This window comes from Pseudomonas sp. GL-B-19, from assembly GCF_019956415.1.
Classification (GTDB): Bacteria; Pseudomonadota; Gammaproteobacteria; order Pseudomonadales; family Pseudomonadaceae; genus Aquipseudomonas.
In genome coordinates this window covers 22395-43845 of sequence record NZ_JAHBDK010000039.1, presented here as the reverse complement: position 1 = coordinate 43845, position 21451 = coordinate 22395, and the positions used below count along the sequence as shown (strand labels likewise).

Genomic DNA, 21451 nt, shown 5'->3' with positions numbered 1-21451 from the left:
ACCACTGGTAACTGGGGTCATAGTGCCCCAGCTACCTCCCCGCAAAAAAAATCAATCACCCAAGCAGCGATGCGCCAGCTTACTGCCCCGTTTCACCGTAGCTTCTTCCAGCGGACTCAAGGTGCATGCTGGCTGATGGAAGGTGCTAACGCATGAAGGACCTTTTCTCCTACAGGCTTTTCACAAGGGTGGCGCGACTGGGCAGCTTTTCGGCCGCGGCACGCGAAGTGGGTCTTTCTCAATCCCAGGTCTCCAGGATTGTTGCCGAACTCGAAGCCGATCTCGGCACCCTGCTACTGGCGAGATCGACACGTGCAGTCGTTCCCACTGAGGCAGGGGCAGATTTTCTGGCGCGCATGGAGCCCATCCTCGCCGCGGTGGAAGAAGCAGAGCAAAGCGTTCGCGGGGGTGGAGAGCTACGTGGCGTTGTCCGGATCAGCATGCCAACGAGCATCGGCGTACGGGAAATCATTCCGCGTATGGCGTCGTTTGCAGCGATACACCCCAACCTTCATATCCAAGTCCTGCTCGCCGATCATTGGCAGGATCTGGTGCGCGAAAATATCGATGTAGCGATAAGGTTGGGACGGCTGTTGGATTCCAGTGCTACGAGCCGTCAGATCATGACGATCTCCAGATTTATCCTCGCCTCACCGTCCTACTTGCACGCCGCCGGGGAGCCCACTACGCCTGAGGATCTGCAATCGCATCGAATCATCGCGGGGCCAGCCTCGACTGTCCCGAGTGGCTGGATGTTCAAACGCGATGGCGAGACCAGGACAATTCAGCTTGAGGCTCACTTCTCGACCGACGAAAACGAAGGCGCTGTCGCAGCGGCAACTGCTGGTTTAGGGATTACTTCGACAACGGCATGGGCGTGCCGACGGGAGCTTGAAAGCGGTGAACTCGTCGCACTGCTCACCGATTGGGAGACCGAATCCGTACCTGTTCATGCCTACTTCCCCCATGGCTCGCGTACTCGCAGTGCCGGCCGCGCCTTGATCGAGCACCTTATAGCTAGCCTGGCTGGCGAGGGAAGTGGCATTTCAAGCTAGCGTCAGGTCGGCATAGTGCAGCAATGCCTATGCATCCTTTACATAAATGATAGCGAAAAAGAGTGGCTACTCCGTTCATGCCGAAGCTGCCAACTTAGCGCCACTGCCTGCACGACACATCGGTCGACTTGTTCGTTCGTGGCGGGATTTCCTTACTTCATCTCTCCAGGAGAAGTGTGATGCGTATGACCGGCAATACTATTTTCATCACTGGCGGCGGGTCCGGTATCGGCCAGGGCCTGGCCGAAGCCTTCCACAGGCTCGGCAATAAAGTGATCATCTCCGGACGGCGCAAGGAGCGACTGCAGCAGACGCTCGACGCCAACCCCGGCATGGCCGCCATCGAGCTCGACATCACCGACACGGCCAGCATCCAGGCAGCAGCTCAGCACCTCATCGCCAATTACCCTGAGCTCAACGTGCTGATCAACAATGCCGGCATCATGCTGGTTGATCATGCAGAAGGTCCGGTGGACGATGCGCTTGCCCTCTCGACAGTCACCACAAATCTGCTGGGTCCGATCCGGATGACTTCGGTGCTGGTCGAGCATCTGAAGTCCAAACCTGATGCGGTCATCGTCAACGTCTCCTCGGTGCTCGGCTTCGTGCCAATGGCCGTGACGGCGGTCTATTCGGCGACCAAGGCAGCGCTGCACTCCTACACCTTGTCGCAGCGCTATCTGCTACGCGAACACGGCATCCAATTGGTCGAGATTGCACCACCGTGGGTACGCACCGAGCTGCTCAACAGCAGCGAGGAGGAACGCGCCATTCCCCTCGACCAATTCATTACGGAAGCGATGAAACAGTTCGAAAGCGGCGTCAACGAAATCCTCGTCGCTCCGGCCGATGCCATGCGCGCCAATCCTGGCCCGAACGAGCATGCCTGGGTCAACGGGTTCAACGACATGATTGCAAACGGACCGGCTTTTAATTGATCGCGACTGCATCGCAATGGCCGGGCCCCCGTGAAACAAGTGACATTGCAGGCATAATTTTCCAGGAGGCGGGTCTCATGATCGATACCACTTCAAGCAAGGCGCCCTTGTTCCAGCCGACCCTCATGGGCGACCTCGAACTTCCCAACCGCATCGTCATGTCACCACTGACGCGGATGCGGGCTGCCAACCCGGGGTTGGTGCCGACTGAACTGCATGCCGAGTATTACGCGCAGCGTGCATCGGCGGGACTGATCATTTCCGAAGGCGCATCCATCAGTCCGGAGGCTGTTGGCTGGGCCGACACACCTGGCCTGTGGAGCAAGGAGCAACTGCAAGGCTGGTCTCACGTGCTTGAGGCCGTGCATGCAAAAGGTGGTCGCATGGTCGCTCAGCTTTGGCACACAGGGGCGATTTCACATCCCGATTTTGGCGCTGCTCCGATGTCCGCGTCCGATGTGAATATCGGCTATGAAAGCACCACGCCACTTGGTCGAAAACCCACTGTAGCGCCACGTCCGATGACTCTTTCGGACATTCACCGAACCGTCTCCGATTATGCGAAAGCGGCTCGCAACGCCATGAGCGTCGGCTTCGATGGCGTGCAAATTCAGGCCAACTATTTGTATCTCATTGCGCAGTTTCTGAACCGCACAACCAACCTGCGAACCGATGAATATGGTGGCAGCATTGAGAAGCGGGCGCGCTTTTTGTTCGAAGTGATTGAGGCGGTTCTACAAGAGGTCGATCCCCGCCGGGTCGGCGTCCGAATTGGCCCGATGAACGAGGTTGGCGCCTTCGCTGCAAATGACGAAACATTGCCCATGGCCGAATACGCGATTCGCGAACTCAGTGACTACGGTCTTTCCCACGCCTTGATCATGGGAGCAACGACGGATTTCGCTGGCACATCTCTAGAGCCTCTCGCGGGTGATGCCATGTTTCGGCACTTGCGCTCCATTTTCAAGGGGACATTGATCGCCAATGTCGGGATGGATGCTGAACGCGGTAACCGACTCATTGCTGAAGGCAGCGCCGATCTGATCGCCTTCGGGCGGCCCTTCATTTCCAATCCGGATCTGGTTGAACGACTCGCAGTCGGAGCACCGCTCGCGGAGATAGATTGGAACACCGTCTACGCATCCGGAGCCCGGGGCTACACCGATTATCCGCGCCACATTTCTACCGCTGTCGCCTGACACAACAAGGCAACTTTGGGCGGCCCTTCAGCCACCAACCCTTTACATCAATAGCAGGAACCCGACCATGACTTCACGTACCCCCGCCGAGAACAAGGCCATTGTCCTCGAAGGCTTCGCAACCCTTTTCAATCGCAAGGATCTGGCGACGGCCGAACGCTTCTGGTCACCCTCCTATATCCAGCACAGTGCCCATGTGCCGCCCGGTCGCGAGGGTCTGTTCGAGCTGGTCGCCGCAGGATCGCCCGATATGCGCTACGAATGCCAGCTGGCAGTCGCTGAAGATGACTTCGTCATGTTGCACGGTCGGTTCACTGGAATCGGCCAACCGGCAAACTGGGTCGTGGTCGATATCCTGCGTCTTGAGGACGGTGTGATGGTCGAACACTGGGATGTAATCCAGGATGAGGCGACGCTCGAAGGTTCCGCCGGCGGGTACCCTATGTTTGGGGATCAGTTCCCGGATCGACGTTCCTGAGCCACTCATTCGGTCGCATTTGATTAGAGTAGCAACGCTGCAGTAACGCTCTGCGCATGATTGATCCGCTCACACCCCTCCAGCGCCGCAAGGGCTTCGGCGCGGAGCAAGCCATGGGTATCGGAAATCACGCCAACCTTCATGCATCACTCCAGACGAGGCTCATTGCCTGACGCGATCAAGGATCTACTTGCGCCATCAGTTCAGCAACCGATTCCTGGCGATTGGCGTAGCGCTGGGCCAGCACGGCACAGACCATCAACTGAATTTGATGGAACAGCATGAGCGGCAGGATCAACACGCCGATGGTGCTGCCGGCGAACAGAACCTGGGCCATCGGCACACCGGTGGCCAGGCTTTTCTTCGAACCGCAGAACAGGATGGTGATGCGGTCTTCCACATTAAAACCAAAGGCTTTGCCCAGCACCGTAGAGGCCACCAACACCAACCCCAGCAGTACGCAGCACGCCACCACCAGCCCGGCCAGTTCCCATAGCGGAATCTGGTGCCAGATGCCTTCGTTCACCGCTTCGCTGAACGCGCCGAAGACCACCAACAGAATCGAACCCTGATCCACGAACTTCAGCCAACTTTTGTTGCGCCCGACCCAAGCGCCGATCCAGCGCCGCGCGATCTGCCCGGCAATGAACGGCAACAGCAATTGCACACTGATCTTCATAATCGCATCAAGGGTCGAGCCGCCATCGCCGTGCACATTCAGCAGCAGCGTCACCAGCAAGGGCGTGATGAAGATCCCGAACAGACTGGACGCCGCCGCACTGCAAATCGCCGCCGGAATGTTGCCTCGCGCCAGAGAGGTAAAGGCAATGGCCGACTGCACTGTTGCGGGCAACGCGCAGAGGTAGAGCATGCCCATGTACAGATCGTCACCGATCAGCGGCGACAACACCGGTTTGAGTGCCAGGCCGAGCAGCGGAAACAGTACAAAGGTCAGACTGAACACCAGCACATGCAGGCGCCAATGCCCGGCACCGGCAATGATCGACTCGCGTGACAGTTTGGCGCCATGCAGAAAAAACAGCAGGGCGATGGCGATGTTGGTCAGCCACCCGAAGCCCACTGCGACCTGACCACTGACCGGCAACACGCTGGCAAGCAGCACGACGCCGATCAGGGTCAGGGTGAAGTTGTCGGGTAAGAAACGAGGGCGCGTCATCAGGGTCATCCGGGTTTGCCAGGAACGTGATCACGACTCTAACCCGTCCGCAGATTACCGACTAACGCTAGTAAGCCAGGAGATGTCGCCTAAAGGACAGGATGACCAGCGTTGTTGACGCATCATGCCGTTAGGTGGGAAAACAGGGGCGGCCCGGATTTAAGCGTCGGGGAATTCAAGAATCAAGGAAGGCTCATGAAAACCCTACTGTGTTTACTGATCGCCACCGGCGTCGGCGCCGCGTTGCAATACGCCGGCATCCCCCACGGCCTGTTGCTGGGCTCGATACTCGCGAGCGCAATGATCGCCAGTAACCTGCGCTTCTCCCCTACCCTGCGCTTCGGCCTCGGCTATGTGCAAATCGTCTTGGGGATCGCGACCGGTTTGATGTTTACGTCGTGGGACAGCCACACGGTCGCTGCCATCTTGCCCAGCCTGGGCGTCATGCTGTTGTGCCTGATGGTTCAAAGCACGGTGGCCGGTTTTGCGCTGCTGAAAATCGCCGGATGGAACCGCAAGGATACCCTGCTGGCCGTCTACCCCGGCGCACTCGCGGCGGTATTCGACTTGCTCGAATCCGAACGCGCGTCCAGCAAGGTGATCGTCGTGCATCTGGTGCGACTGCTCTCCATCACCCTCCTCGTCAGCTTTTGCATTCCCGGACAGGCAGACGTGGCGATTGCCCAAAGCAGCCCGTTGGACTTGAGCCTGGCGCCGAGCCTGCTGTCGCTGATCGCCCTGTGCCTGTTGCTCGGTCGTTTGCTGTTGAACGTTGGCGTGCCGGCACCGTTCATGCTCACCGCCATCGTGCTCACCGGCGTCTACGTCAAGTCCGGCTACTTGCAGGGCTTTCACATGCCGTCATGGAGTGTCGACTCCGCGGCCATCCTGCTCGGTGTACTGATCGGCTCGAAATTCAAGGACATCCGCTTCGCCGAACTTGTTCGCCACGGGCGTGCTGCGCTGATGTCCGTTGGCCTGATGCTGCTGATCGCCGCAGCGTTTGCCAGCGTGGCCGGGCGGGTTGGGGGCAGCGATCCTTGGTCGTTATGGCTGGCCTACATGCCGGGCGCCATCGAGACCATCTCCATGGTCGCCTTCAGTGGCGGGCTGAACGTTGTGTTCATCCTGACTCATCATCTGGTGCGCATGGTTGTGCTGCACTTTGCGCCGGCATTGGTGGTTCAGGCGCGGCGGTGGCGGGAAGATGTTTGATCGGCATTAAGCATCGGCGTATCGGAGGAAAGGATTAAACGGGAGAGATCGTGGCCAGGGCACCAATCAAAATGGTCAGCACCAGAAATCCACCCAGGAAAATTGCCATCTTGCCCATTGGGGCCTCCTACATTATGAGTTCGCTGTGTGCCGCCATTGTGAGCCTCCATCTGAGTGCATTACAGAGGCAGATAGCACGCGAAAATACGGATCAGATGCTTGAAACGAAAAAGCCCCGCCCCACTCAAGTGGGACGGGGCTTTCTACTGCATTGACCGTTGTTTACAGATCAGTGATTTCCTTGTGGCGTGGCACCAGCATCTTCATCACGCTCCATGCCACCAGATAGGCTACCGAACAGATAGCGAACATGATCATGTAGCCGGTGTGAATATCGTTGATCGATTTGTAGTAGTCGAACACATAACCGCCAACCTTGGTCATCACGACACCACCCAAACCACCCGCCATGCCGCCAATGCCGACCACCGAAGCGATGGTTTTTTGCGGGAACATATCGGACACCGTCGTGAAAATATTGCACGACCACGCCTGGTGCGCCGATGCGCCAACGCCAATCAGCAACACAGGGACCCAAAAGCTGATGTAACCGAATGGCTGAGCCAGCAGCACCACCAACGGGAACAGCGCGATCACCAGCATGGCTTTCATGCGACCGTCGTATGGCTTGTCGCCGCGGGACATGAAGTAGCTCGGGAACCAGCCGCCACCAATACTGCCGATCATCGTCAAGCTGTACAACACGGCCAGCGGCGCCACGATGGCCGCTCCCTTCATGCCGTATTGCGCCGACAGGTAGGTCGGAAGCCAGAACAGGAAGAACCACCACACGCCATCGGTCATGAACTTGCCGAAGGCAAACGCCCAAGTCTGGCGGTAAGTCAGCAACTTGAACCACGATACTTTTTTGGCAGCGACACCCGACACTTCCGGGGTGGCTACTTGCACAGGTTCATCGCTACGGATGTATGCCAGTTCCTCTGCCGACAGACGCTTTTGCTGATCCGGCTTCTGGTAGAGCGCAATCCATACGGCGACCCAGACGAAGCCCAGCATACCGATCGCGATAAAGGCCGCTTCCCAGCCCCAAATACCGGCAATCAGCGGTACGCAGATCGGCGCCAGGACCGCGCCCACGTTGGCACCGGAGTTGAAGATGCCGGTAGCGAAGGAGCGTTCCTTCTTCGGGAAGTACTCCGCGGTGGCCTTGATCGCAATCGGGAAGTTACCCGCTTCACCAATCGCCAGAACCGCGCGAGACAGCATGAAACCGGCAATCGAGACCGGAATGACGGCAAGGCCGAGCGCGCTGCTCAGGGCGCCAATGCCCTCACCCATCGGCACCGCGAAGGCGTGCATGACCGCACCGGTCGACCAGATGCCAATCGCCCACATATAAGCTTTCTTGGTGCCGATCTTGTCGACGAAGCGACCGGCGAACAGCATGGAAATCGCGTACACAAACTGGAAAACCGAGGCGATGTTGGCGTAGTCAGTATTACTCCAGCCAAACTGCGTCGACAGTTGCGGCGCCAACAGACTCAGTACCTGACGGTCCAGGTAGTTGACGGTGGTGGCGAAAAACAACAGCGCACAGATCGTCCAGCGGTATTTACCGACCGTTTGGCCGACGCGTTGCGCGTTCGCATTGATGGGCTCGTTCAGATTCATGGCATCACTTTATTATTGGATTATGGTGATGATCTCTCGGTTTCAAGCGAGATCAATTGTGTCGTAGAGCATTGCCAAGACGCAAAGAGTCCGCGTCAAGGCTGGTCAGATTCAGCCGGGTCTTGCGATCAACTTATGCTGTACCCCGCCGCCGGTTGCATCACGCGCAGTGCGATTGCTGGTGGCTGGAGCTGGGCGTGTAGCGAGTACTAGCAGGGGTTTGGCGGGACCGTCGCCTGCGACGGAACTGACTGTGCGGGCGCGCAAGCAGACAAGATCAGGCCAGAGGAAGCGACGTTGAGGGGGATGAGTTCGCAAGTTGAATTCATGATGGGGCCGACACTCTTTTTATTTTTTGGCATGAACAGTCGATGCATCGTCTGTCGTCGTACAACTGTGCCTTTTATATCGAGTTCGAGGGTGGGCTGTCAATATCAAAGATAGCCGTTGGTCTTGACGAAGATTGCTTGGGAAAATTTCGGTTTGTTATAGAACTCGCTGGGTACAGCGATCATTAGCCGTGTGAATTGTCGGGCATTGACGAGGGGATGTGGGGACTCGGAGCGATGAACCATGTTGTACGACGACGCATGTTTACATGTACAAAAGCGAGTCAGATAGTCGGTGTATGGACCGCCTGCCTGACTCGAATCGCCCTGAATGAGATCAAACAGGGTCTGGAATCGATTGCACTGCGCTGCGCAATGGCAAGGTCGCTGAAGCGGACTTCAGGGCAAAACGCGACACCGGGCGACTCAGACCATAATGCTCGCGTAGCGTACTGCCCGCATATTCATGGCGGAACAGCCCGCGCTTGCGCAGGATCGGCAGCACTTCATCGAGGAACACTTCAAAGCCCTCGGGGAACGCTGGCGGCATCACATTGAAACCATCGGCAGCGCTACTGCGGAACCACTGTTCAATCAGGTCGGCAATCTGCACCGGCGTACCGACCGGTACCCAATGCCCTCGAGCACCGGCCAGGCGATTAATCAGCTGACGCAGCGTCGGTTTCTCGCGGTCGACGATGTCGAGGATCAATTTGAAGCGACTGGACTGGCTCTCGCTGCTGTCGAAATTGACCAGGTGGCGCGGGAATGGCGCATCCAGATCGTGACCGGACAGGTCGACACCCAACATGCGGCGCAGTTGGCCTAGTGAAACATGCGGCAGCACCAAGTCGTTGAGTTCATCGAACTTGCGCTGGGCTTCGGCTTCGGTGCTGCCAATGTACGGGCTGATGCCCGGGAGGATTTTCAGCTGGCGAGGATCGCGCCCCACCGCTTTCACCCGAGCACGGATATCGTTGGCGAATTCGGTCGCGCTTTGCAGGGTCTGGTGCGCGGTGAAAATCGCTTCGGCATGCCTGGAGGCGAAATCACGGCCATCTTCGGAAGACCCGGCCTGCACCTGCACCGGTCGCCCCTGTGGGGAGCGTGGCGAGTTGAATGGGCCTTTGACTTTGTAGTGAGTGCCCACATGGTTGATCGAATGCACTTTGTCACTGTCGGCAAACACCCCGGAATTCTTGTCCAGCACCAGCGCGTCGTCCTCCCAGCTGTCCCACAGGTCACCGACCACCTGCACGAATTCTTCGGCCTGGGCATAGCGATCATGAGCCGACGGATGTTGGTCCAGGCCAAAATTGGCGGCTGCAGCCGCCATGGAAGTGGTGACGATGTTCCAACCGGCGCGACCCTTGCTGAGGTGATCCAGCGCACTGAACGAGCGGGCCAGATTGTAAGGCTCGCTGTAGGTCGTGCTGGCCGTGGCGATCAGGCCTATGCGTTGGGTCACCGCAGCAATTCCCGCCAGCCAGGTAACGGGTTCGAAACGAATGCGCAGACCTTCACGCCCGCTTTCGGCCAGTGACGGCGAATCAGCGAAGAAAATCGCATCAAGCTTCTCGCGTTCAGCGCGTAGCGCCAGTTGCTGGTAATAGCCGATATCCATGGAAGCTTCCGGCACCGACTGCGGGTGACGCCAGGCGGCTTCGTGATGGCCGTTCGGGTAGATGAATAGGTTGAGGCTGAGCTGACGTTCGGACATTTCCCGTTCCCTGAAAAAAACAAGCATGAAAAATAGGTGCTTGCGCGCGGTGCAGAGGCTCAGTGCAGCTCGGCGAAATCGCTCAGCACATCGTCGCGCAGGGCGATGAAGCGGCTGTCACTGCGGTTGCGCGGGCGCGGCAGATCGATGTCGAGAATGCGCCGGATGCGGCCAGGATTCGGTTGCATCACCACCACTCGATCACCGAGGAATACCGCCTCATCAACATCGTGGGTGACCAGGATCATGGTGATTTTTTCCTTGGCCCAGATGTTTTGCAGCTCGCCTTGCAGACGTGCACGGGTCAAGGCATCGAGCGCACCCAGCGGTTCATCCAGCAAGAGCACGCTCGGTCGATTGACCAGGCCGCGGGCTATCGCCACGCGTTGCGCCATGCCGCCGGATATCTGATGCGGGTAGGCATCGATAAAGTCTTGCAGGCCGACCAGTTCAATGTGCTCGCGCACGGTCTCGCGCTTCTGCGCAGCGCTCAGGGGTGAATTCTTGAGCCCGACCGCGACGTTCTGCTCGACGTTGAGCCAAGGGAACAAACGGTGATCCTGAAACACGATGCCGCGTTCCAGGCCAGTGCCTTCGATGGGTTTGCCATCCAGCAGGATGCGCCCGTCGTATTCTTCGTCCAGGCCAAGAATCAGGCGCAGCAGCGTGGATTTGCCGCAGCCGCTGGCGCCGACGATGCTGATGAACTCGCCAGGCGCAATGTCGAGCTGGATGTTGTCGAGTACTTGCAGTTGCGTCGAACTGCCCGGTCGGGAAGCGAAACGCTTGCTGATGTTTTCCAGGGTCAGGCTGTTGTTGAGCATGTCGCAATCCTTTTGAAAGTGCCAATCAACGAGGAGCGATGCCATATAGGCGCTGCATCCGCCGCTCAAGTGTCCGGGCCACTGCGTTGAGGCCCCATCCCACCAGGCCGATAATCACCATTCCAAACAACACCAGGTCCATCATGAAATGTTCGCTGCCATCAATCAGCGTGTTGCCGATCCCCTCCCCCGATACCAGCAAGTATTCAGCGCCGATGGTCGCCAGCCAGGAATAGACCAGCGCCAGGTAAAGCCCGGTAAAAATCGACGGCAAGGCGGCGGGCAGCATCACCCCGACGATGGTTTGCCAACGGGTGAAGCCGTACACCCGCGCCACTTCCAACAGGTTGGGCGGGACGTTGCGCAAACCGTCACAGGTATTGACCACCACAGGCACCAGTGCTGCCAATGACAGGAACACCACCTTGGCCACATCGCCCAGGCCGAACCACACCGAGATCAACGGAATCCAGGCGAACAGCGATATTTGCTTGAAGGTATTGAAGCTCGGCCCGACCACGCGTTCGAAATTCCGCGACAGGCCCAGCAGGCAACCCAGTACCAGGCCGAGCGTAGTACCGATAAAAAAACCACTGAGGTTGCGCGCCAGGCTGGCAGAAATGGCCCGCCAGAATTTGCCCGAGGCGATTTGATCCCAGGCCGTTGCAGCCACTTTTTCTGGCGAAACGAACAACCCCGAATGACTCCAGCCCTGGTTCGAAGCCAACCACCACACGGCAATGACCGAAATGGGCAAGACCCAACCGCGATATCGGCGGCTACCGCTACCGACTGACAAGATCGCGCTCATGACAGACGCCCCCCGGCAGTTGGCCGACCACGATTGAGGCGTTTCTCCGCGTAATCAAAACCGCGGTCTATCAGCAGACCGAGCGCACCCACCACCACAACGGCTGCCATCACCAAGTCCAGTTGAAACAGCTGACGGCCATAGACGATCAGGTAACCCAACCCCTCACTCGATGCCACCAGCTCGACCACCACCAGCGATAACCAGGCTTTGGTGAACCCCAGACGCAAACCGGTAAACAGCGTCGGGATAGCCGCAGGCAAGACGATGGAAGTGACGCTTTGCCGACGACTGAAACCGTAGGCCCGGCCGACTTCCAACAACCCTTTGGGCGCCTGGCGGAAAGCTTGCAAGGTGCACAGCGTGATCGGCACCAAGGCTGCCTTGGCAATCAGCACATACTTGAGCGTCTCGCCGATGCCGAACAGCAACAGGGCAAACGGTAACCAGCCCAGTACCGGTATTTGCACCAGTGCGTTGAAGGTGGGTAAGAGATAATCCTCTAGCGTCCTGGACAGTCCCATGGCCAGGCCCAGCGCTATGCCGGTGAAGGCGCCCAATGTAAATCCGACGACAACCCGCTGCAGGCTGGCGGACGCGTTCAGCCAGAGATCACCGCTGGTGACCAGGTCCGACAAGGTCTGGTAGACGTAGACTGGCGGGGGTAGCACCTGCTCTGAAAGCCAGCCGCGTTCCACCCCCAGGTACCATAAGCCCAGCAATACCAGCGGCAACAGCCAGGGCAAGGCCTTGTCAACCAGACTGACGGGCCAGGCTGACTGGCGCGACACTTCAATCTTGCGAACTGGGCGGGCCGGTGACGGTGGAAAACGTTTGACGTTATCGCCCGCAAATCCCGGTGCCGCGTACTGCTCTAGTTTGACGGTCTGTGCCCTGGCCATTTGCCTAGCTCCCTTGCTTGCTGGTCGCGGCCGCTACTGCATTACCCGCCGGCTGTTTGCCATCTGGACCGTAGGGCGTCCAGTAGTTCTCAAGGCCCTTGGTTTTGAGGGATTTTTGCAAATAGCTGGTCTCGAACCAGCCATCGATACTGACGGGGCGACGGATCAGCTTTTCTTCCTTGGCTTGATCCGCCACGGCCTGATAGCGGCCAAGCAGGAAGTTGTCGACCAGAGGCGAGGCTCTGTCCCTGATGCTGACCCCGGTAAAGTCGGCGCGTAGTGATTCTGCCGGTTCATTACTCTTGGCCCATTCAGTGAAGACCGCGTCACGATTGCTCTCTTCCGACGCCCATTTCGCCGCGTCCACCAGCGTGTCGACGACTTTTTGCACGTTGTCCGGATGTTCTTTTTCATAGGCACCCCGAACGACCAGTGCGGTCTGTCGGGTGTAGCGCACATCCTGAGTGGGATTGTCGTAAACGATGTCGATCAGGCCTTTATCGCGCAGCTTGAACAACTCGCGACCGCCGAATGCGGCATCTACCCCATTGGATACCAATGCAGCCTGAGTGCTGCCGGTATCGAGGTTGATGACCTTGATATCGCGTTCGGTAAGACCCTGCTCCGCCAAAAGATTGATCGTCACCAGATGGCCGTTGGTTCCACGAAAGATCGCCACCTTCTTGCCTTTCAGATCAGCGATGCCTTTGACGTCAGATCCCTTGGGAACGGCCAGGTAAAGATTGGCACGTACGCCCAGTGCGGCCAGCAGTTTGGTGTCCAGTCCATTGGAGCGCCCGACGACGGCGGGCAGATCGCCCTGGTAGGCGAAGTCAAGTTGCTGGTTTGACAAGGCTTCGTTTACCGCGGGACCAGCCCCCTTGAAAAAGAACCATTGCACTTCGGTCCCGGTCCCGGCGAAGGCTTTTTCCAGCAGTTGCTGATTGCGCACGATGCCCAGGGGCGACCCACTGAACGTCACCGGGTCACCGCCGCCAGCTGTCGCTACACCAATGCGCAATACATCGGCCTGGGCCAGGGGTATTGCAAAAAACGCCGCCAGTGCTGCAGCGATGCTGCGTTTGTGAAACAGGGCAATACCTTTGAGTTCCATATGCAACCTTCCTTGTGTCCGTGAGACTCGCTTGTCAGGCGGCGCGATGTTTTTTGTCGGCTTCGGTTTTCGGCGAGCGGGTATCAGGGCTTGGCTTGAGCGCTTGACTCAAGCGACCATCCACCCCGACCGGCACATCACCGTCGATGGTGGTTCGGCGCACGATGCGCGGGGCATCGCCGTAGTCGTTGATCGCGATGTGCTGCGTGGCGCGGTTATCCCAGATCACCACATCGCCCTCCTCCCAGCGCCAGCGCACGGTGTTGTCGACATGGGTAATACGGTCGTGGAACAGGCGAATCAATTGTTTCGAATCGCTATTGCTTACTCCCTGTATCTGTTTGACAAAGTGCCCCAACAACAAACTTCTTTCACCCGACTCCGGGTGCACCCGCACTAAGGGATGTTCGGTTTCGTAGACTTCAGCGGTAAACTGTTCGCGATAACGTTTGAGACCTGACTCATTGGTATTACGCGGCGCCGCATAGTCATATAAGTTGGTGTGCAAGGCGCGTAGATTATCGGCCAGTTGTTTTAATGGCTCGGGCAAGTCGGCGTAGGCCGCCGCAGTATTGGCCCACACCGTATCACCGCCATAAGGTGGAATAACCACACCGCGCAAGATGGATATTTTCGGGTAATTGGCGACAAAGGTGACATCGGTGTGCCAGGAATTGGCGCGGGTTTCCTTGGCGTCCAGGTGCAGAATGGCGGCGCTTTGTTCAGCAGAACGCACGGTCGGATGCGGCACCTGATCCCCGAAGCGCCGGGAAAAAGCTTCGTGCCCGGCGTCATCCAGATGTTGGTCGCGAAAGAACAGCACTTTATATTTCAGCAGTGCCTGATTAATAAACTCGAAATCCTCAGCACTGATGTGCTCACCTAATTTCACACCTTCCAGTTGCGCACCAATTCGACCAGCGACGGGTTTAATTTGAATGGCCATCGAGCTACCTCCTGTTTCACGAGTAGTTGTGGGACAGATCATAAAGACATAAAAGCAGCTGTGACTAATCACAAATTATTCTAAAGATATAAGGACAGTCATATAGCAAATCTTTTACCAAGACTGGAGAAAAGCTATAAGCCTAGTGTTATTAGCTCATAACTTTTTAGTTAGTTTAACGAACGAGTTTGATCTACATCGAAACCGTGATGTCTTCAGCATTCGTCAGAGAGTGCGGATCATTGGCCCGTTTTTCTACTTTCGCGGCGGCGGGGTTTTTCTTTTCCAGCAGGAAAGTTTATTGACCTTCAGATTGGCCACCTACAAGCGCTGGTCAGCGCCTTCTCATCGAAAACAAACTGTCTGTACCTAATGGCAAAAGGCATAAAGCAGCCAGACATTCGAAGATAGGCGGACACAGATCCAGAGGGGCAGAACCGGCTTCAGGGCAACGGCTTATTAAGCCGCCCATCAAGGGCAAAAGGCTCTTGCAACACCAACTCATACAACCCAAGAGCCAGTTGCGGGTTCATCAACAAATTCCAGCTATGCGGCGAAACACTAGAAGGGACCAGTACAAAGGGATGCTGGCTCAACAAGTCAGCACCGAACTGCTGCTGGCTGCGGCTTGGGGTACCCGGTACCAGCCAATTCGGGTTCGCAATACTCTCGGGCTGCACCACATAAATCTTCGACGGGTCCAGCACGCGAGCCTGCGTCAAACAATGTGGCTTGCAATCCAGCGCATCGAAATCCTTATGCACCGCCACCTCAAGGATGGCCGTGGAAGCATCCAGGGCTGCATAAACTGTGGCCATACCTTTAGGGTTCCAGCGCCCCCCCACCTTTTCAGCCCCGATACCCGAACTCCAGGTGGCGGCATACGCAGCAGGATCAAGGCGCCAGAAATGAATCTCACTGTTCAAAGGGTCTTTAGCCATCAATAGACCCCGTATTCAATGCGCGTCAGGAAGTCAGTCACCAACTCATACCCGACCGAATTTGAAATCAGGTCGATAGGCGTCTCACCATCCAGACCCCGCGCAGGTTTGACCATCCACTGTTCGGCAAGCTCACGTGAACCCAGCACATCCGTGGCCTTTTCCAACACCTCGGCATAGTTGAGCGCTCGCGTGCTTTGCTCCGGGGTCAACGCTTCATTGGGCGTTTTCAGTCGCCGCGCAAGCGTACGATCAGACGCACCTACGATCTTCGACAACACCCCGCATTGCTTATACACAGTGCTGTTTTCGATCATATCCAGCACCGACTGCAGCGGGAAACCGTGTTTAACGGCCCTATAGATCGCCATACGATCATCACCCAAATCTCCTGCGAGCAGGATCGTAACCAGTTGTGGTGCAGCATTCGAATCCTTCCCTGTCACTGTAAGCGCCTGCCGACCGTCTTCCAAAACGGTGACGGAAACCTTGGGGGCGCGTGATTTAACCGTTCTCTTAAGGCTGTCAACTTTGACAAACTCACCACCTACAACATCTTTTTTCTTGGCGCTCATGGCCGCCTCCGTCGCTCCGACATATGGCATTGACTATAGTGCCAAATGGCAGAAAACCCAACCCAACAGTTTTTGAGTTCGAACACCCTGACGTTCAAGCCTAAATACCAGCCAGCGAGCAGATACAAACACCGAGAAACCTATGGCGAGGGAGCTTGTCGGAACGCCGCAGCGGCCCCAAAAAAGGCACCACTGCACAGCCCAACTCTATTACTCACTCACCACAGCAGAGCGCACCTACGCAGGTGGATCAATCGTATCCAACACCCGGTTCGCCGTGATCTCGGCCACCATGATGCTGTTTGAAATACCCAGCAGGGCGTAGCGCGACTCACCCTCCAGATGATCCACCAACTGATGGACCATCACATCGACCGAGGCCAGCGTCTCGACCAAAAAAACCGCCAGGGTTTCGGTCGTGGCCGCGGGGTCCACGGAAAACAGAGTACTGCGCGTTCGCTTGGTGGCTTTGATGTCGGCATTCGACGGGAAGTGGAAGTTCAGAGCCCGCTCGGCGGCCTCATTGAGCTTCTTTGAATCGGGTTCGTACGGAGAGACCGGATCGGTGTCCGGCGGGTTCGGTGTGATCTTGAACATGGTACATCCTCGTTTACTGATGGAGCTGCCACGTTCGTTTCCAAGCGAAGGGGGTGGCAGCTGTACGCAGGTTGGAAAACCAGGGTAAACGAGCCCGGCAGACCTATAAGGTCTCCCACGCACAGCCACCATAACGGAATGCATACAGTGCGAAAAAGTACGTTATGAAGAGTGCCTTCGTGTCGTTTACCCGTCGAGTTTCCAAGCCCGACCGCTCAGCGACACGGAAACGATAGAACCAAGACCCACGACACACAAGTCGGCGGATTCTGGCGCGGCCGTAGGCAACGGCGCAAGGTTTTGTAGCTTTCAGGACGTAACATTGAGGGCGATTAAACAAGAGCCATTCCATGGTTAAACAGACGAGCAACACTAACGCGTAACGGCTGTTACTCAGTCGAAAATGAGAGTGTGCGAGCGTCCAAGGCCTGATCGCCGAACCCCAACAAGTCGACGCCACCTTCGCCGAACAAAGCGTCATCAAATTCAGCAACCACGACCAAGAACTCAGCACCGACCTCTGGCGCCGATTCCGCACATGGCTCATCGACCAACCCGATCCCCCCGTGCTTTGCCACACCCCAAACTGATATGTTTTTTTTCAGCTATGTTGCATATGGATTTTTATTGTGTCATTTATAGCCTCGCCGATCACAGGACTGATCCACCGCGCCAACCCGGATGGCGGGCACCCGTTTCCCCCAAATGCCCTCCAGGAGTCAACAATATGAACAAGACAGAACTTCTAGGTGCTCTGGCGCTGTGCGCTTTCAGCTTCCTGGCACATGCCGACGAAGACAGCCTGCGTATCGGTATCGAAGCCGCCTACCCTCCCTTCTCCTTCAAGACACCAGAGGGCAACGTCAGCGGGTTCGATTACGACATCGGCAACGCTTTGTGCGAAGAAATGAAGGTCAAGTGCGAGTGGGTCATTCAGGAGTTCGACGGCATGATCCCGTCGCTCAAAGTGCGCAAGATCGATGCCGTGCTGTCGTCGATGTCAATCACCGAAGACCGGATGAAGTCCGTGGACTTCAGCAAAAAGTACTACCACACACCGGGCAAGTTCGCGATGAAGGCCGGCAACGTGATCAATGACCCTTTGGTGGACCTCAAGGGCAAGAAAGTCGGCGTGCAACGCTCCTCGACTTACGATCGTTTTGCCACCGAGCAACTGGAAAAAGCCGGCGTCGTCGTGGTGCGTTACGGCTCACAGAATGAGGCTTTCCTCGACCTGGCCTCGGGTCGTCTGGACGCCACCCTCGCCGACATCGTCAACACCGATGAGAGCTTCATCAAGACACCGGCCGGCCAGGGCTTCGCGCTGACAGGACCCGACATCAACGACCCGAAATATTTTGGCCGGGGCGCCGGGATTGCCGTGCGCAAAGGCGACAGTGCCAACGTTGCGCGCCTGAGTGCCGCGATTGACGCCATTCGCGCCAATGGCAAGTACGGGCAAGTGATGGCCAAGTACTTCGCGTTCGATATCTACGGCGAGTAAGCCTTACCCCTGCCCCCCTGCCCCCCCTGACCCAAGACCCGGCGACGGCCCGTTGCAGGCGTCTGTCGGGGCTTGTCTTGCGCGCCTCGCGGCGCTCGCTTGAGGAACTTCATCATGCTTCACGGCTACGGATCGAGCATTCTCGATGGCGCCTGGCTGACCATAAACCTGGCCCTGACGTCCATGTCCCTGGCGATTGCCCTGGGCCTGATCGGCGCGGCATTGCGACTGTCACCGCTCAAATGGCTGGCCATGCTCGGGGAGAGTTACACCACCCTGATTCGCGGCATTCCCGACCTGGTGCTGATCCTGCTGATCTTCTACGGCGGCCAGGATCTGGTGAACCGCATTGCCCTGGCGCTCGGTTACACCCGCTATATCGACATCAACCCCTTTATCGCGGGCGTCTGCACCATGGGCTTCATTTTTGGCGCCTACCTCTCGGAAACCTTTCGCGGCGCCTTCATGGCGATCCCCAAAGGTCAGGCCGAGGCAGGCGTGGCCTATGGCATGGGCGGTGCGCAGGTGTTCTGGCGAATCCTGGTACCGCAGATGATTCGTTTCGCCATTCCCGGGTTTACCAACAATTGGTTGGTACTGACCAAATCCACCGCGCTGATCTCGGTGATCGGCTTGCAGGACATGATGTTCAAAGCCAAGAACGCAGCGGATGCCACACACGAGCCCTTCACGTTTTTCCTCGCGGTGGCTGCGCTGTATCTGATGCTCACCAGCCTGTCCTTGCTGGTGCTGCGCTATCTGGAAAAACACTACTCGGTCGGCATCAAAGCCGCCGAACTGTGAGGGGGAGCCACCCATGATTCTCGACTACAACCTGATCTGGGAAAACCTGCCGCTGTACTTCAATGGCGCCTTGTTGACCCTCAAAGTCCTGCTCATTTCCCTGGCCCTGGGCCTGGTACTGGCGATTCCGCTGGCGCTGATGCGGGTGTCGCGATCGCCGCTGATCAACTTCCCGGCCTGGCTCTATACCTACGTGATCCGCGGCACGCCGATGCTGGTGCAATTGTTCCTGATCTATTACGGCCTGGCGCAGTTCGAAGCAGTGCGCCAAAGCGTGCTCTGGCCTTACCTCTCCAGCGCGACCTTTTGCGCCTGCCTGGCCTTCGCGATCAACACCAGTGCCTATAGCGCAGAGCTGCTGGCCGGCAGTTTGAAATCCACGCCCCATGGCGAGATCGAAGCCGCCAGGGCCATGGGTATGTCACGCCTGACCCTGTATCGCCGCATTCTCCTGCCGTCGGCCTTGCGCCGGGCATTGCCGCAGTACAGCAACGAAGTGCTGATGATGCTGCAAACCACGAGTCTGGCCTCCATCGTCACCCTCGTCGACATCACCGGGGCCGCGCGGACTGTCAGCTCGCGGTTCTATCTACCGTTCGAGGCGTTTATCACCGCGGGCCTCATCTACCTCGCCCTGACCTTCATTCTGGTGCGTCTGTTCAAGTTGGCCGAGCGCCGCTGGCTGGCGTATCTGGCACCGCGCAAGCACTAAGGAGTTGCTATGGAGCACATTCAATACCTCTTGCCGTGGAGTGCATCGGGCACCGAACGCACGCTGACCCTGTTTCGTTTTGGCAGTGGACCACGCAAAGCGTACATACAGGCGTCATTGCATGCCGACGAGTTGCCGGGGATGCGCGTCGCCGTCGAGCTCAAGCGCCGTCTTCTGGAACTGGAATCACAAGGTCGCCTGACCGGGGTGATCGAGTTGGTGCCAATGGCCAATCCGATCGGTATCGCCCAGATGTTCCAGGCCACCCATCAGGGGCGCTTTGAGTTCTCCAGCGGCAAGAACTTCAATCGCGACTTCCCGGAGTTGGTCGATGCTGTTGCACCGCTGCTGGAAGGCCAATTAGGAGACGATGCCGACGCCAACATCGCCCTCATCCGCCGCGCCATGGGCGATGCCCTCGCCGCCATGCCCGCACCGACCTCGGAACTCGACGGCCTGCGCCGCCTGTTGCTGCAGCATGCCTGTGACGCCGATGTGGTGCTGGACCTGCACTGCGACTTCGAATCGATCATGTTGCTGTATGCGATGCCGCAACACTGGCCACGCTTGCAGTCACTGGCCGCTCGCCTCGGTGCCGGGGTCACGTTATTGGCCGAAGATGCGGGCGGCAGTGCCTTCGACGAAGCCTGCGCCATTGCATGGTTACGCCTGGCTGAGCGGTTTCCTGAAGCCAATATTCCCCTGGCGTGCGCGGCGACCACCATCGAATTGCGTGGCATGGCAGACACCGAACGCGAGCAATGCGTCGACAGTGCGCACGCCATTCTCGGGTATCTCGCCGATCAAGGACTGATCAGCGGTGACTGGCCAGCGGCACCGCCGAGCCATTGTCAAGCCGTGCCATTCTCAGGCGCGCAGTACGCCTGTGCGCCCCATCCGGGTGTAGTGAGTTTTCTGCAACCGCTGGGCGCGCAGGTCAAGGTCGGCGACCCGCTGTTCGAGGTCATCGACCCGCTGACCGAACGCCATAGCGTGGTGCGCGCCAGCACCGACGGCATTCTCTATGCCCGCGAACGGCTGCGCTTTGCCCAGCCCGGATTGTGGTTGGCCAAAGTGGCCGGTTCTACCCCCATTCGCCAGGGTCGCTTGCTCAGCGACTGATTCCAGAGAGTTCAAACCATGTACAAACTTGAAGTTCAGGATCTGCATAAAAGTTACGGCGCGCACCAGGTGCTCAACGGCGTGTCCCTGCAAGCACAGGCCGGTGACGTGATCAGCATCATCGGTTCCAGCGGCTCTGGCAAAAGTACGTTCCTGCGTTGCATCAACCTGCTGGAACAACCCAATGCGGGCAATATCGTGCTCAATGGCGAACCGCTCAAGCTGGTGACCAACAAGCTTGGCGGGCTGAAGGCGGCCGAACCCAAGCAGTTACAACGCATGCGTTCGCAGCTATCGATGGTGTTTCAACACTTCAACCTCTGGTCACACATGAGCGCTCTGGAAAACGTCATGGAAGCCCCGGTGCATGTGCTGGGCCTGGGCAAGAAAGAGGCACGGGAAAAGGCCGAGCACTACCTGAACAAAGTCGGTGTGGCGCACCGCATGAACGCCTGGCCGGCGCATATGTCCGGTGGCGAGCAGCAGCGCGTGGCCATTGCCCGCGCACTGGCGATGGAACCGCAAGTGATGCTGTTTGATGAGCCGACGTCGGCGCTCGACCCCGAACTGGTCGGCGAAGTGCTTAAAGTCATGCAGGATCTGGCGCAGGAAGGCCGCACCATGGTGGTGGTGACTCACGAAATGGGCTTTGCCCGCGAGGTTTCGAACCAACTGGTGTTCCTGCACAAAGGCGTTGTCGAAGAACGCGGCGACCCGCGGCAGGTGCTGGTCAACCCGCAGTCCGAACGCCTCCAGCAGTTTCTGGCCGGGAGCTTGAAGTAAGACCGCCGCCTAC

21 protein-coding genes and 1 pseudogene are annotated in these 21451 nt (G+C 57.8%); 10 read left to right on the top strand and 12 right to left on the bottom strand.

Annotated features, from left to right (window positions below):
* Positions 1 to 152: 152 nt before the first annotated feature.
* From KGB06_RS16625 to KGB06_RS16610, 4 genes are all read left to right on the top strand, one after another.
* A complete protein-coding gene (locus tag KGB06_RS16625) occupies positions 153 to 1055 on the top strand; it encodes a LysR family transcriptional regulator (RefSeq protein WP_223517580.1) in 903 nt (300 codons plus the stop codon).
* 179 nt (positions 1056 to 1234) lie between these two features.
* Positions 1235 to 1993, top strand: a complete 759-nt coding sequence (locus tag KGB06_RS16620) for an SDR family oxidoreductase (RefSeq protein ID WP_223517578.1) — start codon at positions 1235 to 1237, stop codon at positions 1991 to 1993.
* 77 nt (positions 1994 to 2070) lie between these two features.
* The gene (locus KGB06_RS16615; RefSeq protein ID WP_223517577.1) at positions 2071 to 3192 is read left to right on the top strand and encodes an alkene reductase; all 1122 of its coding nucleotides are present in this window, start codon (positions 2071 to 2073) and stop codon (positions 3190 to 3192) included.
* Between the two features lie 67 nt (positions 3193 to 3259).
* The gene (locus KGB06_RS16610; RefSeq protein WP_223517576.1) at positions 3260 to 3670 is read left to right on the top strand and encodes an ester cyclase; all 411 of its coding nucleotides are present in this window, start codon (positions 3260 to 3262) and stop codon (positions 3668 to 3670) included.
* A gap of 26 nt (positions 3671 to 3696) precedes the next feature.
* Here the strand turns inward: KGB06_RS16610 and KGB06_RS16605 are convergent.
* Positions 3697 to 3813: pseudogene (locus KGB06_RS16605) on the bottom strand (metallophosphoesterase); the annotation flags it as partial.
* Between the two features lie 35 nt (positions 3814 to 3848).
* Positions 3849 to 4847, bottom strand: coding sequence for a bile acid:sodium symporter family protein (locus tag KGB06_RS16600; protein WP_223517575.1), 999 nt, complete (start codon positions 4845 to 4847; stop codon positions 3849 to 3851).
* Positions 4848 to 5042: 195 nt separating this feature from the next.
* Here KGB06_RS16600 and KGB06_RS16595 point away from each other — a divergent pair, with 195 nt between their 5' ends.
* Positions 5043 to 6062, top strand: coding sequence for an AbrB family transcriptional regulator (locus KGB06_RS16595; RefSeq protein WP_223517574.1), 1020 nt, complete (start codon positions 5043 to 5045; stop codon positions 6060 to 6062).
* 282 nt (positions 6063 to 6344) lie between these two features.
* On the opposite strand, the gene KGB06_RS16590 is transcribed toward KGB06_RS16595, so the two are convergent.
* The 10 genes from KGB06_RS16590 to KGB06_RS16545 form a co-directional block, all read right to left on the bottom strand.
* Positions 6345 to 7754 (bottom strand): MFS transporter, encoded by a 1410-nt coding sequence (locus KGB06_RS16590; RefSeq protein ID WP_223517568.1) that lies wholly within the window; start codon positions 7752 to 7754, stop codon positions 6345 to 6347.
* A gap of 666 nt (positions 7755 to 8420) precedes the next feature.
* Positions 8421 to 9803 (bottom strand): LLM class flavin-dependent oxidoreductase, encoded by a 1383-nt coding sequence (locus KGB06_RS16585; protein ID WP_223517566.1) that lies wholly within the window; start codon positions 9801 to 9803, stop codon positions 8421 to 8423.
* Positions 9804 to 9862: 59 nt separating this feature from the next.
* The gene (locus tag KGB06_RS16580) at positions 9863 to 10627 is read right to left on the bottom strand and encodes an ABC transporter ATP-binding protein (protein ID WP_223517564.1); all 765 of its coding nucleotides are present in this window, start codon (positions 10625 to 10627) and stop codon (positions 9863 to 9865) included.
* 25 nt (positions 10628 to 10652) lie between these two features.
* Positions 10653 to 11438, bottom strand: coding sequence for an ABC transporter permease (locus KGB06_RS16575; RefSeq protein WP_223517563.1), 786 nt, complete (start codon positions 11436 to 11438; stop codon positions 10653 to 10655).
* Entirely contained in the window at positions 11435 to 12340 is a 906-nt protein-coding gene (locus KGB06_RS16570; RefSeq protein WP_223517561.1) for an ABC transporter permease, read from the bottom strand. Before KGB06_RS16570 ends, KGB06_RS16575 begins: the two co-directional genes overlap by 4 nt.
* 4 nt (positions 12341 to 12344) lie before the next feature.
* A complete protein-coding gene (locus KGB06_RS16565; protein ID WP_223517559.1) occupies positions 12345 to 13454 on the bottom strand; it encodes an ABC transporter substrate-binding protein in 1110 nt (369 codons plus the stop codon).
* Positions 13455 to 13488: 34 nt separating this feature from the next.
* On the bottom strand, positions 13489 to 14400 hold the full coding sequence (locus tag KGB06_RS16560; protein WP_223517593.1) for a TauD/TfdA dioxygenase family protein: 912 nt from the start codon (positions 14398 to 14400) through the stop codon (positions 13489 to 13491).
* 443 nt (positions 14401 to 14843) lie between these two features.
* Positions 14844 to 15341 carry an RES family NAD+ phosphorylase gene (locus KGB06_RS16555; protein WP_223517591.1) on the bottom strand — a complete coding sequence of 166 codons (498 nt, stop codon included), beginning with the start codon at positions 15339 to 15341 and terminating at the stop codon, positions 14844 to 14846.
* Entirely contained in the window at positions 15341 to 15916 is a 576-nt protein-coding gene (locus tag KGB06_RS16550) for an antitoxin Xre/MbcA/ParS toxin-binding domain-containing protein (protein ID WP_223517549.1), read from the bottom strand. Before KGB06_RS16550 ends, KGB06_RS16555 begins: the two co-directional genes overlap by 1 nt.
* A 237-nt stretch (positions 15917 to 16153) precedes the next feature.
* Positions 16154 to 16513 carry a DUF6124 family protein gene (locus KGB06_RS16545; protein WP_223517547.1) on the bottom strand — a complete coding sequence of 120 codons (360 nt, stop codon included), beginning with the start codon at positions 16511 to 16513 and terminating at the stop codon, positions 16154 to 16156.
* 727 nt (positions 16514 to 17240) lie between these two features.
* Between KGB06_RS16545 and KGB06_RS16540 the strand changes: the two genes are divergently transcribed.
* The 5 genes from KGB06_RS16540 to KGB06_RS16520 all read left to right on the top strand — a co-directional run bounded on the left by KGB06_RS16540 (position 17241) and on the right by KGB06_RS16520 (position 21438).
* On the top strand, positions 17241 to 18017 hold the full coding sequence (locus tag KGB06_RS16540) for an ABC transporter substrate-binding protein (RefSeq protein ID WP_223517545.1): 777 nt from the start codon (positions 17241 to 17243) through the stop codon (positions 18015 to 18017).
* A 114-nt stretch (positions 18018 to 18131) separates the two neighbouring features.
* Positions 18132 to 18821, top strand: coding sequence for an ABC transporter permease (locus KGB06_RS16535; protein WP_223517543.1), 690 nt, complete (start codon positions 18132 to 18134; stop codon positions 18819 to 18821).
* Positions 18822 to 18834: 13 nt separating this feature from the next.
* Entirely contained in the window at positions 18835 to 19533 is a 699-nt protein-coding gene (locus KGB06_RS16530; protein WP_223517541.1) for an ABC transporter permease, read from the top strand.
* A 9-nt stretch (positions 19534 to 19542) separates the two neighbouring features.
* Positions 19543 to 20655: a succinylglutamate desuccinylase/aspartoacylase family protein gene (locus tag KGB06_RS16525; protein WP_223517539.1), complete on the top strand. Its 1113-nt coding sequence runs from the start codon at positions 19543 to 19545 to the stop codon at positions 20653 to 20655.
* 18 nt (positions 20656 to 20673) lie between these two features.
* The gene (locus tag KGB06_RS16520; RefSeq protein WP_223517537.1) at positions 20674 to 21438 is read left to right on the top strand and encodes an ABC transporter ATP-binding protein; all 765 of its coding nucleotides are present in this window, start codon (positions 20674 to 20676) and stop codon (positions 21436 to 21438) included.
* Positions 21439 to 21451 lie beyond the last annotated feature (13 nt).

What these genes read in the sequence shown, in the direction of transcription:
- KGB06_RS16625 (WP_223517580.1), top strand. Translation starts at nt 153, where the DNA reads ATGAAGGACCTTTTCTCCTACAGGCTTTTCACAAGGGTGGCGCGACTG.
- KGB06_RS16620 (WP_223517578.1), top strand. Translation starts at nt 1,235, where the DNA reads ATGCGTATGACCGGCAATACTATTTTCATCACTGGCGGCGGGTCCGGT.
- KGB06_RS16615 (WP_223517577.1), top strand. Translation starts at nt 2,071, where the DNA reads ATGATCGATACCACTTCAAGCAAGGCGCCCTTGTTCCAGCCGACCCTC.
- KGB06_RS16610 (WP_223517576.1), top strand. Translation starts at nt 3,260, where the DNA reads ATGACTTCACGTACCCCCGCCGAGAACAAGGCCATTGTCCTCGAAGGC.
- KGB06_RS16600 (WP_223517575.1), bottom strand. Translation starts at nt 4,847, where the DNA reads ATGACGCGCCCTCGTTTCTTACCCGACAACTTCACCCTGACCCTGATC.
- KGB06_RS16595 (WP_223517574.1), top strand. Translation starts at nt 5,043, where the DNA reads ATGAAAACCCTACTGTGTTTACTGATCGCCACCGGCGTCGGCGCCGCG.
- KGB06_RS16590 (WP_223517568.1), bottom strand. Translation starts at nt 7,754, where the DNA reads ATGAATCTGAACGAGCCCATCAATGCGAACGCGCAACGCGTCGGCCAA.
- KGB06_RS16585 (WP_223517566.1), bottom strand. Translation starts at nt 9,803, where the DNA reads ATGTCCGAACGTCAGCTCAGCCTCAACCTATTCATCTACCCGAACGGC.
- KGB06_RS16580 (WP_223517564.1), bottom strand. Translation starts at nt 10,627, where the DNA reads ATGCTCAACAACAGCCTGACCCTGGAAAACATCAGCAAGCGTTTCGCT.
- KGB06_RS16575 (WP_223517563.1), bottom strand. Translation starts at nt 11,438, where the DNA reads ATGAGCGCGATCTTGTCAGTCGGTAGCGGTAGCCGCCGATATCGCGGT.
- KGB06_RS16570 (WP_223517561.1), bottom strand. Translation starts at nt 12,340, where the DNA reads ATGGCCAGGGCACAGACCGTCAAACTAGAGCAGTACGCGGCACCGGGA.
- KGB06_RS16565 (WP_223517559.1), bottom strand. Translation starts at nt 13,454, where the DNA reads ATGGAACTCAAAGGTATTGCCCTGTTTCACAAACGCAGCATCGCTGCA.
- KGB06_RS16560 (WP_223517593.1), bottom strand. Translation starts at nt 14,400, where the DNA reads ATGGCCATTCAAATTAAACCCGTCGCTGGTCGAATTGGTGCGCAACTG.
- KGB06_RS16555 (WP_223517591.1), bottom strand. Translation starts at nt 15,341, where the DNA reads ATGGCTAAAGACCCTTTGAACAGTGAGATTCATTTCTGGCGCCTTGAT.
- KGB06_RS16550 (WP_223517549.1), bottom strand. Translation starts at nt 15,916, where the DNA reads ATGAGCGCCAAGAAAAAAGATGTTGTAGGTGGTGAGTTTGTCAAAGTT.
- KGB06_RS16545 (WP_223517547.1), bottom strand. Translation starts at nt 16,513, where the DNA reads ATGTTCAAGATCACACCGAACCCGCCGGACACCGATCCGGTCTCTCCG.
- KGB06_RS16540 (WP_223517545.1), top strand. Translation starts at nt 17,241, where the DNA reads ATGAACAAGACAGAACTTCTAGGTGCTCTGGCGCTGTGCGCTTTCAGC.
- KGB06_RS16535 (WP_223517543.1), top strand. Translation starts at nt 18,132, where the DNA reads ATGCTTCACGGCTACGGATCGAGCATTCTCGATGGCGCCTGGCTGACC.
- KGB06_RS16530 (WP_223517541.1), top strand. Translation starts at nt 18,835, where the DNA reads ATGATTCTCGACTACAACCTGATCTGGGAAAACCTGCCGCTGTACTTC.
- KGB06_RS16525 (WP_223517539.1), top strand. Translation starts at nt 19,543, where the DNA reads ATGGAGCACATTCAATACCTCTTGCCGTGGAGTGCATCGGGCACCGAA.
- KGB06_RS16520 (WP_223517537.1), top strand. Translation starts at nt 20,674, where the DNA reads ATGTACAAACTTGAAGTTCAGGATCTGCATAAAAGTTACGGCGCGCAC.